Raw genomic sequence first — 16787 nt, 5'->3', positions numbered from 1 at the left:
CAAGTGAAAAACTTTTTGTTGTTTATCTGTATAGTCCTATTAATCATCACGGCTTGTAATAATAGCAAAGAAGCACCTGCTGAGGCAAAGGAGGAGCTGAAGGATAAGAACAAGCTACAATTATCCATTTGGTTGCCTGAGTGGCAAAAAAAGTCAGCATTTGAAGATGTGAAAAATTCACAGCAGGGCTTACAAGATATTCGCGTTTTTGGTGCCTATTTTAATAGTAAAGATCAATTATTATTTACTGAAGATGCAATAGAAATGTTGAAACAAACACAGCAGCAATTTAACGAAACACATCATGTGATGCTTACATTAATTAATGATTATGTTACAGATAATGCCCCATCTGTTCAGAAGGATAGTACGCTATTACATCGTTTACTACAAGATGCGTCAACTAGACAGAAACACATCGATAATATTATGCAAATAGTCGAGCAGTACAATTTGAAGGGTATTGAAATTGATTATGAGAAGGTTGCAAAAGAGGACATTCCGGCGTATGTACTTTTCCTAGAGGAGCTCTATCAGCAGCTGTTAAAAAAGGATGTTACCTTACATGTTGTTTTAGAGCCACGATTTCCATTCGATGTAAAGCTACCAGATGGACCGAAATATACGGTGATGGCCTATAATGTTTATGGCTATCATAGTGGTCCAGGCGCAAAGGCGACTTTTTCATTTTTAGATGATTTAATGAAAAAGATTGAAAAATCCAATCAGAATCTAGCAATTGCCTTTGCTACTGGCGGCTTTAAATGGGTTAATCAAGGGAAGACGGTTGCGATAACGGAGATTGAGGCAGAGGAATTATTGACTAAAACGCAAGCGGTAAAGCAGCGAGATAAAGCAAGTGGTGCAGCCTATTTTAGTTATTTAGATGATCAAAATATGAAGCATGAAGTCTGGTATGCTGATCAGGAAACACTTGAAAAATGGGTCTCCTATGTGCGTAAGAAAAACTACAATAATGTGGTTTTATGGCGTGCAGGAGGTTTAGGCTCAAAGACATTACAATGGATTGGTGAACAAGCAGCAGAGGGACGGGTAGCAAATACGAAGCAATAAAAAAATCGCCAGCACTGGCGATTTTTTTATTGGAATTGAGATAGACGTGAAAAAAAGTTTGTGACAAAATCTAAAAATATTTTTTCTGATGGTGCTATCTCACGGTTAATAGGTGAAATAATGCCGACTGTTCTGGGAATCGTAGGTGATTGAATAGGCACCTTTACAGTGAAGCGAGCAGCTGAGTCGTAAAGAGAGCTTTCAGGTAGTAGGCTAACCCCAATACCTGCTGCAACAAGTCCCTTTAATGCATCTAAATCCTCACCCTCTGAAATAACATTCGGCAGAAAACCAGCAGCACGACAGGCATCCATCGCCACCTTATGTAAAATATAGCCATCTGGAAACAGTACAAATAAGTCATTTCGTAATTCGGCCAATTGGATGCTTTCCTTCTTCGCTAATGGATGGTTGGCTGGCAGTAATGCAGCGATATTCTCCGTAAATAAAATTGTTGATTGAATGGATTCGTCTTTCGGGGGAAGAGGGCCTAAAAAGGCTAAGTTTAACTCCCGATTTTTGACAGCATCAATTAAAAAACGGTAGGAGCCCTGACGAAGCTGAAATTGTAAATCTGGATATTGTCGTTTGAAGGCTGAAATAACCGTTGGTAGGACATAGCTTGCCAAGCTTGTTGGAAAGCCAATTTTAATCGTACCTTTCGCGGGATCTAAATATTCTTCAACCTGTTTTGCTGCAAAATCTATTGCTTTTAAAGCGGTAATTGTATGCTCTAGAAATATCTTTCCAATTGGTGTTAATTTGACGTTTCGTCCCACACGTTCAAATAGGGGTGTCCCTAATTCATCTTCTAAATTGGCAATTTGGCGGCTAATTGCAGATTGAGCAACATGAAGATACTCTGCAGCCTCTGAGATGTGCTCGCGCTCAGCAACTTCAACAAAATAACGTAATTGACGTAACTCCAATAAATTTCACCTCTATTAATCGAAAAATAAGATTGATTATACTCTAATTATATACTATTTAAGATGAAAAATGATTATAAATTAACAGGGGCTTAAAAAATCCTCTGTTATTACAAAAATTGAGGAATCACTACTGAAGGGCAATGGTAACCCTTTCTGATAACAGGGAAATTTTAGGTGGGCCGTTGCAGAAGGTATGGTTAAAGGTATAGAACCGATTGATTTGGTGGGATATTCGATATTTTGTTGAATAACTCTCTAGTTATTTGTTTCCCTTATTTGATTCCATTCTAAAGAAAAAGGTTATAGTATAGATATTGTTGTTTATGCAAATTTGTCACAAAACCGCTACAATTAACGCTTTCTGCGGGGTTTTCACTATGTTGCTAGATGAAATTAATTCTCAATTAGAGTTAATTCATTGAAAATGAAGAAAGTCGATTCTCATTGTCAATAACGGTTAGCAATAATCTGAAAATGCTTACAAAATCCTTATTTTTAAGGAATTTAACTGAGAAGAGAGAAAGAAATTGAAATGGTTTGCATAGAGAACGATTTTCAGTTAAGATTAGAATGATGATAATTAAGGAATGGTTCCCCATTCACTGAACACACTATGGAGGTATTTTCATGTCAACTTTAGTTATTAAAGATCTTCACGTTGCAATCGACGGGAAAGAGATTTTAAAAGGTGTAAACCTTACAATCAATACAAATGAAATTCACGCAATCATGGGACCTAACGGAACTGGTAAATCGACACTAGCTTCTGCTATCATGGGGCATCCGAAATATGAAGTAACTTCAGGTACTGTTGAGCTTGATGGAGAAGACGTACTTGAAATGGAAGTAGACGAGCGTGCTCAAGCTGGTTTATTCCTAGCTATGCAATACCCTTCTGAAATTGCAGGTGTAACAAATGCTGATTTCTTACGTTCAGCTATTAATGCCCGTCGTGAAGAAGGCGATGAAATTTCATTAATGAAATTTATTCGTGAATTAGATAAAAACATGGAATTCCTTGAAATGAATGAAGATATGGCTCAACGTTATTTAAATGAAGGTTTCTCTGGCGGTGAGAAAAAACGTAATGAAATTCTTCAATTAATGATGATTAAACCAACATTTGCAATTTTAGACGAAATTGACTCTGGTCTTGATATTGATGCGCTTAAAGTAGTATCAAAAGGTATCAATGCAATGCGTGGAGAAGGCTTTGGCTGCTTAATGATTACGCACTATCAACGTCTACTTAACTACATTACACCAGACCATGTACACGTAATGATGCAAGGACGTGTTGTGAAATCAGGTGGTGCAGAGCTTGCGCAACGTTTAGAAGCAGAAGGTTATGACTGGATTAAAAAAGAATTAGGTATCGAAGAAGAAACAGAAGAACAAGAAGCATAAGAGGGAGGACGAACTAGCATGACAGTGGAACTTAACTTGCCTGTAACAGTACAGGACGTGCGCTCGTTCTCAGAAGCAAATGGAGAACCAACTTGGTTTACAGAGCTTCGTACGGCAGCACTAGACAAAGTAACTGGTTTAGATTTGCCAAAACCAGATAGAACGAATATTACAAAATGGGATTTTGTGAATTTTCCGGCTCATTCAGTTGTCAGTGAAGAATTTACTACACTTGATGCACTACCGGAAGAAGCGAAAGGCTTAATTGATCTCGAAGCTCAGGAAAATCTTTATATTCAACGAAATAATACGCCAGCATATATTAAAACATCACAAGAATTATCTGATAAAGGTGTTATTTTTACAGATATGTTAACAGCTGTTCGTGAGCATGGCGAACTTGTTCAAAAATATTTCATGACAGAAGCAGTAAAAGTGGATGAGCATAAATTAACAGCGCTTCATGCAGCACTTGTAAATGGTGGAGTGTTTGTCTATGTACCAAAAAACGTAATCATCGAACAACCTCTTCAAGTTGTATTTTTAAATGATAATGCAGAAGCTTCACTATACAACCACGTTTTAGTAGTAGCGGAAGCAAATTCAGCTGTAACATATGTTGAAACTTATATTTCAACTATTGAAGAAGCAAAAGGTCAAGCGAATATTATTGCAGAAGTAGTAGTCCAAGATAATGCACAAGTTACATATGGTGCAGTAGATGTACTTGCAAAGGGCTATACTACGTATGTAAACCGCCGTGCACGTTTAGCACGCGATGCAAAAGTGGATTGGGCTCTTGGTTTAATGAATGATTCAGATACAATCTCTGAAAACATTACACATTTAGTTGGTGACGGTTCCCATGCTGATACAAAAACAGTAGTTGTTGGTCGTGGAGAACAAAAACTTAACTTCACTACTGAGGTTCGTCACTGGGGTAAAAACTCTAACGGGCATATCTTAAAGCATGGTGTTATGAAGGACGCAGCTCAATCAGTCTTTAACGGTATTGGTTATATTGAGCATGGTGCAACAAAAGCAGATGCACAGCAAGAATCGCGTGTTTTAATGCTGTCCGAAAAGGCTCGTGGGGATGCAAATCCTATTTTATTAATTGATGAAGATGATGTAACAGCAGGACACGCAGCATCTGTTGGTCGAGTAGATCCATTACAACTTTATTATTTAATGAGTCGTGGTATCTCGAAAGCGGAAGCAGAGCGCCTTGTTATCCATGGATTCCTTGCGCCAGTTGTTAAGCAATTACCTATTGAAGGCGTTCAAAAGCAACTGACGGAGGTTATTGAAAGGAAAGTTCGCTAATGATGAATAAAGACATTAAAAGCTATTTCCCAATTTTAGATCAGGAAGTTAATGGTCATAAGCTGGTTTACCTTGATAGTGCAGCAACTTCTCAAAAACCAATTCAAGTAATTGAAGCGATGAAGAATTATTATGAACTTGATAATTCCAATGTTCACCGTGGTGTGCATACATTAGGAAATCGTGCTACTGACAAATATGAAGGCGCACGGGAGAAGGTTCGTAAGTTTATCAATGCTCAATCCACACAAGAAATTATTTTTATGCGTGGAACAACAACGGCTTTAAATACAGTAGCAGCAAGCTATGGTCGTGCCAACGTTGGTGAGGGTGATGAAATTGTTATTACCCATATGGAACATCATTCAAATATTATTCCTTGGCAGCAACTAGCAAAAGAGAAAAAAGCAATTTTGAAATACATTGAGCTTGAAGCGGATGGCACACTAAGCTTAGACAAAGTATGTGCAACGATAACACCTAAAACAAAAATTGTTTCGGTTTCAATGGCATCAAATGTGCTCGGTACGATTAATCCAATTAAAGAAATTGCTCAAATTGCACATGCTAACGGTGCAGTTATGGTAGCTGATGGTGCACAAGCAGCTCCACATATGAAGATTGATGTGCAAAATTTGGATGTAGATTTCTTAGGTTTTTCGGGGCATAAAATGTGCGGACCAACTGGAATAGGTGTACTATATGGTAAAAAGGAACACCTAGAAAAGATGGAGCCAATTGAATTTGGTGGTGAAATGATCGACTTTGTTGGACTTTATGAGTCAACGTGGAAGGAATTACCGTGGAAATTTGAAGGTGGAACGCCTATTATTGCAGGTGCAATAGGGTTAGGTGCCGCTATTGATTTCTTAACTGAGATCGGGCTTGATACAATTGCAGAGCATGAGCATAAGCTTGTAGGCTACGCAATGGATCAGCTTGAAACAATTGACGGACTTAAAATTTTCGGCCCACGTGATCCAATGAAGCGATGTGGACTAGTGACATTTAACTTAGACGATGTACATCCACATGATGTGGCAACGGTGCTCGATATGAATGGTATTGCTGTTCGTGCAGGTCATCATTGTGCACAGCCACTAATGAAATGTCTTCAGCAAGTAGCGACAGCGCGAGCAAGCTTCTATCTGTACAATACAGAGGAGGATATTGACCGCTTAGTTGCAGGGTTACGTTCTGCGAAGGAGTATTTTGGCGATGTCTTTTAATAATTTAGATCAATTATATCGTTCAGTCATAATGGATCATTATAAAAATCCTCGTAATAAAGGATCGATAGAAAATGATGCTGTAACAATTGATATGAACAATCCGACTTGTGGCGATCGTATTCACTTAACATTAAAGGTGACTGATGGTATTGTGGAGGATGCGAAATTTGATGGTGAGGGCTGTTCCATTTCGATGTCTTCTGCGTCTATGATGACACAGCTCATTAAAGGGAAAAAGGTAGAGGAAGCATTAGAGCTTGCTGAAATTTTCTCGAAGATGATGATGGGTGAAGAATATAGCGACAAATATGACCTAGAGGATGTTGAAGCACTACAAGGTGTAGCTCAATTCCCAGCACGTATCAAATGTGCGACATTGGCTTGGAAAGCAATGGAAAAAGGCGTAAAGCAATAAATAGTTTCTTTCAGATGAGCGAAGGCACTACAGGTGTCTTCACTCAGCTAGAAAGGATTTAACGACTAGATACAATAGCATGAACGGAGGAGAAACGATGGCTAAAAAAATGCCTGATATCGGCGATTACAAATACGGTTTCCATGACAAGGACGTATCAATTTTCCGTTCAAAACGTGGTTTAACTGAAGAAATCGTCCGTGAAATTTCTAATATGAAAGAAGAGCCAGAATGGATGCTTGAATACCGCTTAAAAGCTCTTGAAACTTTCTATACAAAACCAATGCCACAATGGGGTGGCGATCTAGGTGACTTAGATTTTGATGAAATTACGTATTATGTAAAACCATCAGAGGCCACACAACGTTCATGGGATGAAGTACCTGATGAAATCAAAGCTACTTTTGATAAATTAGGGATTCCAGAGGCAGAACAAAAATATCTTGCAGGTGTATCTGCGCAGTATGAGTCTGAGGTCGTTTACCACAACATGAAAAAAGACCTTGAAGATCTTGGTATTGTGTTTAAAGATACAGATTCTGCTTTACGCGAAAACGAAGATATTTTCAAACAATACTGGGGTAAAGTAATTCCTTATACAGACAACAAATTCGCTGCACTAAACTCAGCTGTTTGGTCAGGTGGATCATTTATCTATGTACCACCAGGTGTGAAGGTTGAAACACCTTTACAAGCTTATTTCCGTATTAACTCTGAAAATATGGGTCAATTCGAACGTACATTAATTATTGTGGACGAAGGTGCACACGTACACTACGTAGAAGGATGTACAGCTCCTGTTTATACAACAAACTCTCTACACTCAGCAGTTGTAGAAATTATTGTACGCAAAGATGCTTATTGCCGTTATACAACAATTCAAAACTGGGCGAACAACGTATACAATCTTGTAACGAAACGTACAGTTGTTGAAGAAAACGGTACAATGGAATGGATTGATGGAAACATTGGTTCTAAATTAACGATGAAATACCCAGCATGTATCCTAAAAGGTGAAGGTGCTCGTGGTATGACATTATCCATCGCATTAGCAGGTAAAGGACAACACCAACATGCAGGTGCGAAAATGATTCATATGGCACCAAACACATCTTCAACAATCGTCTCTAAATCAATTGCTAAACAAGGTGGGAAAGTAACGTATATGGGACAAGTTCGTTTCGGTCCTAAAGCAAGCGGTGCACGTGCAAACATCGAATGTGATACGTTAATTATGGATAACCAATCAACTTCAGATACAATTCCATACAACGAAATCTTAAATGATAATGTTTCATTAGAGCATGAAGCAAAAGTTTCAAAAGTGTCAGAGGAACAATTATTCTATTTAATGTCTCGCGGAATCTCTGAAGAAGAAGCAACAGAAATGATTGTAATGGGCTTCATCGAGCCATTCACAAAAGAACTTCCAATGGAATACGCAGTAGAAATGAACCGTCTTATCAAGTTCGAGATGGAAGGTAGTATCGGGTAATACCCCTGAAATGCCTAATATATAAGGGTTTTAGTTAAACAATGAAAATTGGCCGTACCGAAAATGTGCCGATTTTCAGATGTTATCAGTGTAGGAGGCGAACTTTTTTATTTCGTCTCCTTCTATTTTTTCACTATCTCTAAATTTGAAATTTAATTTAATACTTGCGCCAGATTCTAAAAGCAAAACAGCGTGTGTATGTCTGAAACAGTAAGCTCCTATATAATCCACGCCAGCTGCCTTGCAATACTTCTCAATACTTTCTTCGTACTGTTGATGGAGTTAAATAATTTCCAAGAGAGTTTTGAAAAATCATATCATCATTAATTTTCTTAAAGGACTTATTACTTAAAATCATTTCGTTTTGTTTTAGTTTAAATTTTTTTAGCTCCTTTTGTAATTCATACTTATTCCTATGTTTTTTAAGTTTGTTAATGTTAATTTATTATTGTTATTATGTCACCCTTCTCTTTCAACATTGCGAACTGAAATTGTAGATAAGCTTTCTGCCCAGTTTTCTCATCAAGCAACGGTTACTGTGCCAAATTTCCATACCCAAAATCTTAGTGGAACTTATTATTCGGGCCGAATGATTCATAGCAACTTCCTGTCAAGTTTATATTTGGTTTCTGGTGATAGTATTGTTGTAAAGGACATGGGAAACGGGGAAATTGAAGTACGACCTTCCATCGATCCAAATCGAGAAACACTTCACTTTGCAGAGGTTGCCCCCTTGGTTTTTGAACGAATGGATTCCAATCCATCTATATTGGAACGAAGCGGAGGCTCTCTCGCTTTTTTATCCTTTGAGTTAGATGAAAACGGTCAGGTTGATAAAGTTCGCACAGGAAATATTCGAGACTATTTAAAAATGCCGCTAAACAAAAACATCCAGATCAATCAGATTGCTTTTGTTTTTTGTACATTAATTTTTATTACAGGCTCCATCGCTGCGCTCATATCTGTCATTTTATTGAGAAAACGTAAAAAGCAGGGAACCTCACTTTATATACCGGCATATATACAGACAAATCTATTACCAGTTATCGGTCTATTAATTTTAATCAACATGATAGTGACTATATTGAGATTTATGTCGGCTATGTCCTCTCCAATTGGAGATTTTAGGATACACCTAATAATCAATGCAGTTCTTTCTATTGGCATGATAATTGCAACTATCCCTATTTTAAGATCATTTAGGGATAAGGAAGTAAGCAGAAGAAGGAAAATATGGAATGCTATATTGGTAGCAGCTATTTGTATGTTCATTTTATTGATGATTCAGTACCGCTTTCTGTTGTTTTGGACTATATAAATTGTCATCAAATTTGCTAATGTATAAAAATCTAGCAAACTCCACTCTGGTTAACGTTTAAATGCCTATAGATTTTAATAAAAAACAGGCAAAGTTATTTACCTTGCCTGTTTTTTATATCCCTATCGGTTTTCGCCTTTGGATTATCATAATATAGCCATTCTTTCAAAAAACAAAAGAAATATACTCAATATCATAACCCCTTTGACAATAGGTAGTTTATTTGGTTACGAAACAACAATTTACAATGAATGAGTAACAGAGTAATTTAACACTGTGCTCGCTTTTTTAGTACTCATTGGTAACAACAGAAGCATGATTATACAGATGATGGTTTATTAAGTTTTGATAGAGATGACACTATAGGAAAATTTGAAAAAATAATTGATATTTCTAAACAATTGTTTGGTGGCAAGTACTACATATATCATTGCGGTATATGATAACCAAAAAACAGTCGTATATTGCAATATCAAGTTAGACACTTTTTAATACATCCATGTCCGGATATTTTCATTCCTTTTCACCTTCATTGTTTGTCGATTTGCTAAATCGTTAAAACAGGGTTTTGGTGTAACAGAAAGGGCTTGCTCTTTGAAGTGGAGTCAGGTTCCTGAATATAGATCAACCTGCTTTAATGTTAATATAGGATTCCAACCAATAAACGTTTTATAAGAATAGATTTTCAATAATATTCATCTTATTCCCTAACAGTTGCTTTTGCTTCGTATCAAATTCTTCCTAAGTCAATATCCCATCGTCTAATAAATCTTTCAATTCGGGGGGATTTCATCGGCAACATCATACATATTCTTTTCTTTTTAGCGCGAAGATTAACGATATTTTTAGATTTTTGAGTAAAAAAGATCACCGAATTACAGGTGATCTTTGACTTTGAATTTGTAACTGTTTACCAAATGAAAGGAATTAGTTTTTTAGTTTTCTGTTTATATAATGTAAATTGTTGTCCGTACTTGTTTTGTAAGTAATCATCTGATTTTGGAATATAGCCAAAAACAAATACGAAAAATAAACCAAGAGGAATTAGCAAACTATAAATATTGTTAGAGATTAGCGCTAAGCCTAGTACCCAAAGGCAATCTCCAAGATAATTAATATGAATCGCATATTTAAATAAACCGCCTGTATAGAGCTTACCTTTATTTAGAGGATTGTCTTTAAAAGGTTTTCTAAGCAATTCAGAAATCGTGTTTAACATACTCCCTCCTAAAAATAATATCCAACCTACAATGAGTATTGTTAAGTTTGGATCCTGTTTACTAGTAATCATTAAAATGGGAAAGCCCAAATAGTAAATCCCAAAGGCTATACTGTTCATGAGAGCTTCCTGCATTGCAATACCTCTAGGTAACCATATAAACATCATAGCTGTTAATCGCAAAGCTGTAATAATTAAAGCAATAAAAAGTCCGAGAGAAATGGCGGATTTTTCATATGTAATGAAAAGTAAATAATATGCAGTGATTAAATAGATAATCTCAGCTACTAAAATTAAGATTTTTTCTTTTATCGTAGAATTGTTTATACCATACACAATAAGGCACCCCTTCGTTATTTAATTGGAAAAAATACTTCTATGATACTATTATCCTCTTGTGTGCTATAGGGGTCTGTTTGATAAACTTCAAACGGTGCACCATTCAATTTATAGTTATTTTCATTTATCCATACATGTAGTTTGGTATGAATGGAAGGTAGTTTATCGTAAGAACCAATAAGCGTAGCCATTGCGCAAAGACCAGGATTAAACACTTTTGTTTCATTCGTGGCATTTGTAAGTGGAATCGCAATTTCGACATCATAATTATCAGGTTCATATTCAGAACTATGGAAAATAGTAAGTGGTTTTGCGCTAGGTGATAAATTTCTAAACAAGATTTTACTAAATAATTCACTAAAGTGTTTTAAAAAATCAGCGGTATTTATTTTTTTTCGTTGAGAAAAGATATCATAGGCTACGTGATCCACAAGTTTAATCTCAATCTGATCTAAATAGCTCATGATATTTCCATCTTTGTCTAACACTTGAATATCTAGTTTTAATTCTTTTAACATAGAAGAATAAATTGTAAGTTGTTGTGTCAGATTTTCTTGTTTGATTTTCATTTTATTACTAAGGAGTTCGGTATCATCTCTATTAGTTAAAATAATTTTGATGTCTTCTAACGAAAATAAATAGTTTTTTAATCGTGCTATTAATAAAGCTGTTTCTAGCTGGGAAATATTATAATAGCGATAGTTATTATTAGCATCAATGAAATCAGGCTTTAAAAGTCCAATTTCATCATAGTATCGCAGCGTCTTCAGTGTAAGATGTGATATTTTTGAAAACTCACCAATTGTAAGCATAACAATCACCTCCCTCTATAAATTACTTTAAATATAAAGTATCCTGTAAGGGGAAGGTCAAACAATGTAACTATGTTTTCTTAAAAGGGATTTATTGAATTAAATATTATTGAAATGGCTGCATCAGAAAAAAATATATTATCACTAATCTTTTAAAAGATTGGTTACTTAATATTGTTCTGTTTTAATTTGAACGGACAGGTGTAAGGTGTTTAAAGTTTTCAGGAATAGGATTTGAGGAATGAACAGATAATCACTAATTGTTACTAGATTTGCATATTACCATTTAGTGAAGACATGATCAATTTCGCCTTGGCATAATTGTAGCTGCCACTATGCTTTCGCTACAGAAAACATTTTGCTGAATGAAGATAAATAAGTAATGCAATCCACACACTTTTAATATAAAATTTGTAAGATATAACTTACTTGGAAGAGGTGTGAAAATGTTTCCTGTTTTACATACTGATCGATTAGTGTTACGAGAGCTCACAGTGAATGATGCTCAGGCAATTCTAAATTGCTTTTCTGATCCTGATGTACTACGTCATTATGGGCAGAATTCATTAACGAGTTTAGATCAAGTTAGGCTAATAATTAATAACTTTTCAACGAGCTATGAGGAAAAATACGGAATTAAATGGGGAATAGAATTAAAAGGGCAAGCAGGCATAATTGGTACCATTGGTTTTCAAGAGTGGTCAACTGAGCATAAAAGAGCAGAAATAAGTTATGCACTTTTCCCAGAGAGTTGGGGAAAAGGCTATGCACTGGAAGCCGTTAATAAAGTAATTTCATTCGGCTTCCAAGAGATGAAGTTAGTGCGTATAGGAGCAATCGTTTTCACTGAAAATGATGCCTCGAACAAGCTGTTAACAAAAGCTGGCTTTGAAAAAGAAGGGGTATTAAAAAAATATATACATCAAAATAATGTTTCATATGACACTTATATTTATTCCCTGATACATTAAAATCCTAAGACCGAGATAAGCTTAATTGCTGTCTCGGTCTTTTTAGGATCATTGCTTAATAAAAGTTTATTTAATAATCGCCTGTAATGTGTCTAATCCCTCCTTCAGATAAACATAAGTATTCATTGTCGTGATATTTATATCTGCTTTTTTCGCTGTAGCTAAATATCGTTGTAATTCTTTGATATAAGCTACTACAAACTCTGTAAAATTGTATATATGTTGCCACTGACTATTTTCTCCAACTCTTTTAGAATGAGAAACTATAAGTTTGGATCTATTTTTTTCTAAAGTAAGAATATCTACGATACCAAATGGGTTTAATTTTTGACTTTTTCCAGTTTGATGAAGTGTTTTCAATTTGCTTGTAAAATCACCTAAAATAGTACTGTGACCAGTAGTGGTAAAGAAAAGTAGCTCGTCTTCATTATTATCATTTGTAAACACTTTTAAATAGCCATCAACATAAAGATTATTCAAGATTGAGATGCCTTCCTCTAATTCAAATCTTATTTGCATACAATTACCTCCAAATATCAATTTAATTATTTCATTTTCTCTTTTCGGTTTCAAACTCTCTCTTTGGTAGAAAAGAGGTTAGAATTCATACATAGTTGCCACTACCAGAACACAAGTCAGACAGAGAACGTCACAAAACTTTTGATTTCTAGACTTTTTTTGGGTAATAGTGACATTATACTGGACAAATACAAAAATTTATCATAAAATTAAAGTAATAAAATTAATTGCGGTAGAACAATGAATTCACAAATTACAAAGAGTAATCGTGTTTTGTTAGATACTTTTTGTAATTTGTGAATTTTTTTCTTTTGAAGCAATAATGATTTTATTTAATACAATTAGTGGAGGTCATATAAATGACACAAGGTACAGTAAAATGGTTTAACGCAGAAAAAGGTTTTGGCTTCATCGAAGTAGAAGGTGGAAATGATGTATTCGCTCACTTCTCAGCAATCCAAGGTGACGGTTTCAAAACATTAGAAGAAGGTCAAAAAGTTGAATTCTCAGTAGAAGAAGGTCAACGTGGACCACAAGCTACAAACATCGTAAAACTTTAATTTTAATGAAATACCCATAAAAAGGCATCCTTTAATTAGGATGCCTTTTTTGTATAGATAAAGTCTAATTGATAATTAATTTCACTAATTAATGAAATAACACTGGATTTTATATTGATTTAATACTACAATGATAATGATTATCAATATCATTTATAGTAATACTTTTTCAAAAAATCTACATAGAAAGAGGAGGTTAAACAGAAAGATTGGTATTCACACATAATTGACAAAGGAGTTTTTGACAGAATGAAAAGGAAATTTTTACTTATTGGTTTTATTACATTATTTATGCTCGTTTTAGCTGCCTGTGCAGGAGAAAAGGAAAGTGAGCAAGATACATCCATTGACAAAGACGAAAGCGGGGAAACAGCTCAAACAAAACAAGAGCGTACAGAAGAAAATGGTACAAGAACAATAGAATATCTTGGTGAAAGCTATACAGTTCCAGAAAAAGTAGAAAGAATCGTTGTAACAGGTGCAATGGAGGCAATGGAAGATATGGTTGTACTTGATGTGCATCCAGTAGGAGCTATTGCTGTTGGTGGAAAATTCCCTGAACTCTATGCTTCAGTGACAGACAAAGCTGAATCCATTGGGGAGAAAATAAAACCGAACTTTGAAAAAATAGTAGAATTAGCTCCAGATGTTATTTTAGGCTCAACAAAGTTTCCAGAGGAAGTACATGGAAAGTTGGAGAAAATTGCACCTACTATTTTAGTTTCACATATCTCTACAGACTGGGAAAATAATTTAAATTTATTAGCTGAATTAACTGGTAAACAAGCAGACGCAGAAAAAATCCTATCTACATATAAGGCTGATATCGAAGCTGCTAAAGCAACTTTAATTGAGAAATTAAAAGGTCAAAAAGTGGCAGCTATTCGTATGCGTGGTGGACAGGCTTATGTATATCCAAAAGAGGTGTTCTTCAATCCTGTATTATATGGTGAGCTTGGTTTAGAAGTACCTAACGAGGTAAGCAAGGCTAAGTCACAGGAAGCTATTTCTGTGGAGCAATTGGCTGATATGAACCCAGACTATGTGTTTATTCAATTCTCTGCTGATGAAAATGCTGACGCCCCAAATGCATTAGAAAATTTTAAAAAGAATCCAATTGTCCAAAATATTACTGCCTTTAAAAATGATCAAGTATTTGTCAACGTTGTAGACCCCCTTATGGAAGGTGGCCCAGCATATAGCCGAATTAAATTCTTAGAAAGTGTTCAACAATATCTTCTAAAATAATTGGTGAAGACAAGGATCAAACCATTTACTTGGTTTAATAAAAAAAGGAAATATATTAGTATGCTGTATCCCGATTGTTGTACACATTAAACAATCGGGTGCAGTTTTTTTGTTCGTTCTTATTAGAGAATCAGTGAATACGATTTTTTTACTTTGTGTTTATATGGAAGTAGAAACTGTATGCTATGATAATGTACATAGAGGAGGGAGTCACATGATACGAGTTGGATTAACTGGTTGGGGAGATCATCCTTCACTTTATAGTGGAGTGACTGCCTCAAAAGATAAATTATTCGATTATACGGGTCATTTTTTATCGGTTGAAGTAGACACTTCGTTTTATGCTATACCATCTAAAGAGAATGTACAAAAATGGTGTCAGGATACGCCGGATCATTTCCGTTTTGTTGTCAAAGCCTATCAAGGTATGACAGGGCATTTACGTGGGGATATTCCTTTTGAATCAAAAAATGATATGTTTAATGCCTTTATCGAATGTGCCAATGAATTTAAATTCCATGGTAAGCTAGGAATGATTCTTACTCAGTTTCCGCCGTGGTTTGATTGTCAGGCAAAAAATGTTCAATATTTGTTGTATATACGACAGCAGCTTAAGGATTTTGAGGTGGCTATAGAGTTTAGAAATCAAACATGGTATGCAGAGCCTGTCGTGCAGCAAACTATGAATTTCTTACGAGAGCAACAATTTATTCATACTATTTGTGATGAACCACAAGCAGGTGTCGGATCAGTTCCATTTTATCCTACTGTTACTGCCAAGAAGGCACTTATTCGAATTCATGGTCGCAATATTCATGGCTGGCGTAACACCGGAAATGCTGAAAATTGGCGAAAAGTTCGGTTCTTATACGATTATAATAAAGAAGAGTTGCAGCAGCTTGGGCATCATATCAAAGGGCTTGAGACTGAGGTGGAGGAGCTTTATGTATTATTTAATAATAATTCAGGACTGCACGCTGCTAAAAATGCGAAGGAGCTACAAGGTATCTTAGACATTAAAGATGTCGGACTAGCACCTAAACAATTAAATATGTTTGAAGGGGAACTATAATGGAATTTTTTCTTTTAGTCATTATTGCACTATTTTCCGGCTTAGTAGGTGCACTAGTTGGACTAGGCGGGGGCATAATATTAGTGCCAGCAACATTATTCGTAGGATTGAATCTAGGAATGATTCCAGATATAACACCCCAAAAAGTGGTTGGATTATCTGTTGTGATGATGATTTTTACTGGGCTTGCCTCAACCTTAAGCTTTATGAAATCCAAAACTGTTGATTATAAAAGCGGTTTACTATTTTTTATAGGTAGTGTCCCAGGAACAATGCTTGGTGCGTGGGTAAATAAGGGATTAGATTTACCTTCATTTAATTTATATTTTGGTATTTTACTTATTATTTTAGCGACAATATTACTTGTACGTGATAAATTGAAACCAGTAAAATGGTTTGTAAAAAATGGGACGCAGCGAGAATTTACGGATACTGAAGGCAATACCTTTGTTTATGGATATCCCATTTGGTTTGCCATTATTTTAACGTTTTGTATAGGGTTTGCCTCTGGATTATTTGGTATCGGTGGTGGCTCAATGATTGTTCCTGCAATGATAATTTTATTTTTATTCCCACCACATGTTGCTGTGGCAACATCGATGTTCCTAGTGTTTCTTTCATCGCTTGTTGGTTCAGCGAGTCACATATATTTAGGACATGTACCTTGGCTCTATACAATCCCTGTAATCCCAGGCGCCTATATCGGTGCAAAGTTTGGAGCAGCATTAAATAAAAGAATAAAATCAGAGACACTTGTAGTAGCGTTGCGCATTATATTATTATTGATGGGAATTAGATCCATAATTGAAGGTTTATTGTGAATATCTCTTGTTGAGATAATAAGGTGA

At 35.5% G+C, this 16787-nt stretch carries 16 protein-coding genes; 12 read left to right on the top strand and 4 right to left on the bottom strand.

What is annotated here, in order from left to right; all coding sequences use genetic code 11:
- Positions 1–3 precede the first annotated feature (3 nt).
- A complete protein-coding gene (locus tag QNH24_RS20935) occupies positions 4–1074 on the top strand; it encodes a glycosyl hydrolase family 18 protein (RefSeq protein ID WP_283869372.1) in 1071 nt (356 codons plus the stop codon).
- Between the two features lie 26 nt (positions 1075–1100).
- Here the strand turns inward: QNH24_RS20935 and gltC are convergent, their stop codons facing one another.
- A complete protein-coding gene (gltC, locus tag QNH24_RS20930; protein ID WP_283869371.1) occupies positions 1101–2003 on the bottom strand; it encodes a glutamate biosynthesis transcriptional regulator GltC in 903 nt (300 codons plus the stop codon).
- Between the two features lie 630 nt (positions 2004–2633).
- On the opposite strand from gltC, the gene sufC reads away from it, so the two are divergent.
- The 6 genes from sufC (at position 2634) to QNH24_RS20900 (ending at position 9199) form a co-directional block, all read left to right on the top strand.
- A complete protein-coding gene (gene sufC / locus QNH24_RS20925) occupies positions 2634–3413 on the top strand; it encodes a Fe-S cluster assembly ATPase SufC (protein ID WP_016994918.1) in 780 nt (259 codons plus the stop codon).
- An 18-nt stretch (positions 3414–3431) separates the two neighbouring features.
- Positions 3432–4739 carry a Fe-S cluster assembly protein SufD gene (gene sufD / locus QNH24_RS20920; protein ID WP_283869370.1) on the top strand — a complete coding sequence of 436 codons (1308 nt, stop codon included), beginning with the start codon at positions 3432–3434 and terminating at the stop codon, positions 4737–4739.
- The gene (locus QNH24_RS20915; protein ID WP_283869369.1) at positions 4739–5968 is read left to right on the top strand and encodes a cysteine desulfurase; all 1230 of its coding nucleotides are present in this window, start codon (positions 4739–4741) and stop codon (positions 5966–5968) included. The genes sufD and QNH24_RS20915 overlap by 1 nt, the downstream gene beginning before the upstream one ends.
- Positions 5958–6386, top strand: a complete 429-nt coding sequence (gene sufU, locus QNH24_RS20910; RefSeq protein WP_054770496.1) for a Fe-S cluster assembly sulfur transfer protein SufU — start codon at positions 5958–5960, stop codon at positions 6384–6386. Before QNH24_RS20915 ends, sufU begins: the two co-directional genes overlap by 11 nt.
- 97 nt (positions 6387–6483) lie before the next feature.
- Entirely contained in the window at positions 6484–7881 is a 1398-nt protein-coding gene (gene sufB / locus QNH24_RS20905) for a Fe-S cluster assembly protein SufB (protein ID WP_283869368.1), read from the top strand.
- 448 nt (positions 7882–8329) lie between these two features.
- Positions 8330–9199 (top strand): hypothetical protein, encoded by an 870-nt coding sequence (locus QNH24_RS20900; RefSeq protein ID WP_283869367.1) that lies wholly within the window; start codon positions 8330–8332, stop codon positions 9197–9199.
- A gap of 910 nt (positions 9200–10109) precedes the next feature.
- On the opposite strand, the gene QNH24_RS20895 is transcribed toward QNH24_RS20900, so the two are convergent.
- Entirely contained in the window at positions 10110–10754 is a 645-nt protein-coding gene (locus QNH24_RS20895; protein ID WP_283869366.1) for a methyltransferase family protein, read from the bottom strand.
- Positions 10755–10771: 17 nt separating this feature from the next.
- Positions 10772–11569 carry a MerR family transcriptional regulator gene (locus QNH24_RS20890; RefSeq protein WP_283869365.1) on the bottom strand — a complete coding sequence of 266 codons (798 nt, stop codon included), beginning with the start codon at positions 11567–11569 and terminating at the stop codon, positions 10772–10774.
- 446 nt (positions 11570–12015) lie between these two features.
- Between QNH24_RS20890 and QNH24_RS20885 the strand changes: the two genes are divergently transcribed.
- A complete protein-coding gene (locus QNH24_RS20885; RefSeq protein ID WP_283869364.1) occupies positions 12016–12540 on the top strand; it encodes a GNAT family N-acetyltransferase in 525 nt (174 codons plus the stop codon).
- Positions 12541–12606: 66 nt separating this feature from the next.
- Here the strand turns inward: QNH24_RS20885 and QNH24_RS20880 are convergent, their stop codons facing one another.
- The gene (locus QNH24_RS20880) at positions 12607–13059 is read right to left on the bottom strand and encodes a hypothetical protein (RefSeq protein ID WP_283869363.1); all 453 of its coding nucleotides are present in this window, start codon (positions 13057–13059) and stop codon (positions 12607–12609) included.
- 359 nt (positions 13060–13418) lie between these two features.
- Between QNH24_RS20880 and QNH24_RS20875 the strand changes: the two genes are divergently transcribed.
- The 4 genes from QNH24_RS20875 (at position 13419) to QNH24_RS20860 (ending at position 16760) form a co-directional block, all read left to right on the top strand.
- Positions 13419–13619: a cold-shock protein gene (locus QNH24_RS20875; protein ID WP_054770577.1), complete on the top strand. Its 201-nt coding sequence runs from the start codon at positions 13419–13421 to the stop codon at positions 13617–13619.
- Positions 13620–13868: 249 nt separating this feature from the next.
- Positions 13869–14867 (top strand): ABC transporter substrate-binding protein, encoded by a 999-nt coding sequence (locus QNH24_RS20870; protein ID WP_283869362.1) that lies wholly within the window; start codon positions 13869–13871, stop codon positions 14865–14867.
- Positions 14868–15081: 214 nt separating this feature from the next.
- Positions 15082–15939 carry a DUF72 domain-containing protein gene (locus QNH24_RS20865; protein WP_283869361.1) on the top strand — a complete coding sequence of 286 codons (858 nt, stop codon included), beginning with the start codon at positions 15082–15084 and terminating at the stop codon, positions 15937–15939.
- Entirely contained in the window at positions 15939–16760 is an 822-nt protein-coding gene (locus QNH24_RS20860; protein ID WP_283869360.1) for a sulfite exporter TauE/SafE family protein, read from the top strand. Before QNH24_RS20865 ends, QNH24_RS20860 begins: the two co-directional genes overlap by 1 nt.
- Positions 16761–16787 lie beyond the last annotated feature (27 nt).

Source organism: Lysinibacillus pakistanensis (genome assembly GCF_030123245.1).
In the GTDB taxonomy this organism is placed as follows: Bacteria; Bacillota; Bacilli; order Bacillales_A; family Planococcaceae; genus Lysinibacillus; species Lysinibacillus pakistanensis.
The sequence above is the reverse complement of the archived record's forward strand: the minus strand, read 5'-3'. Positions and strand labels throughout refer to the sequence as shown.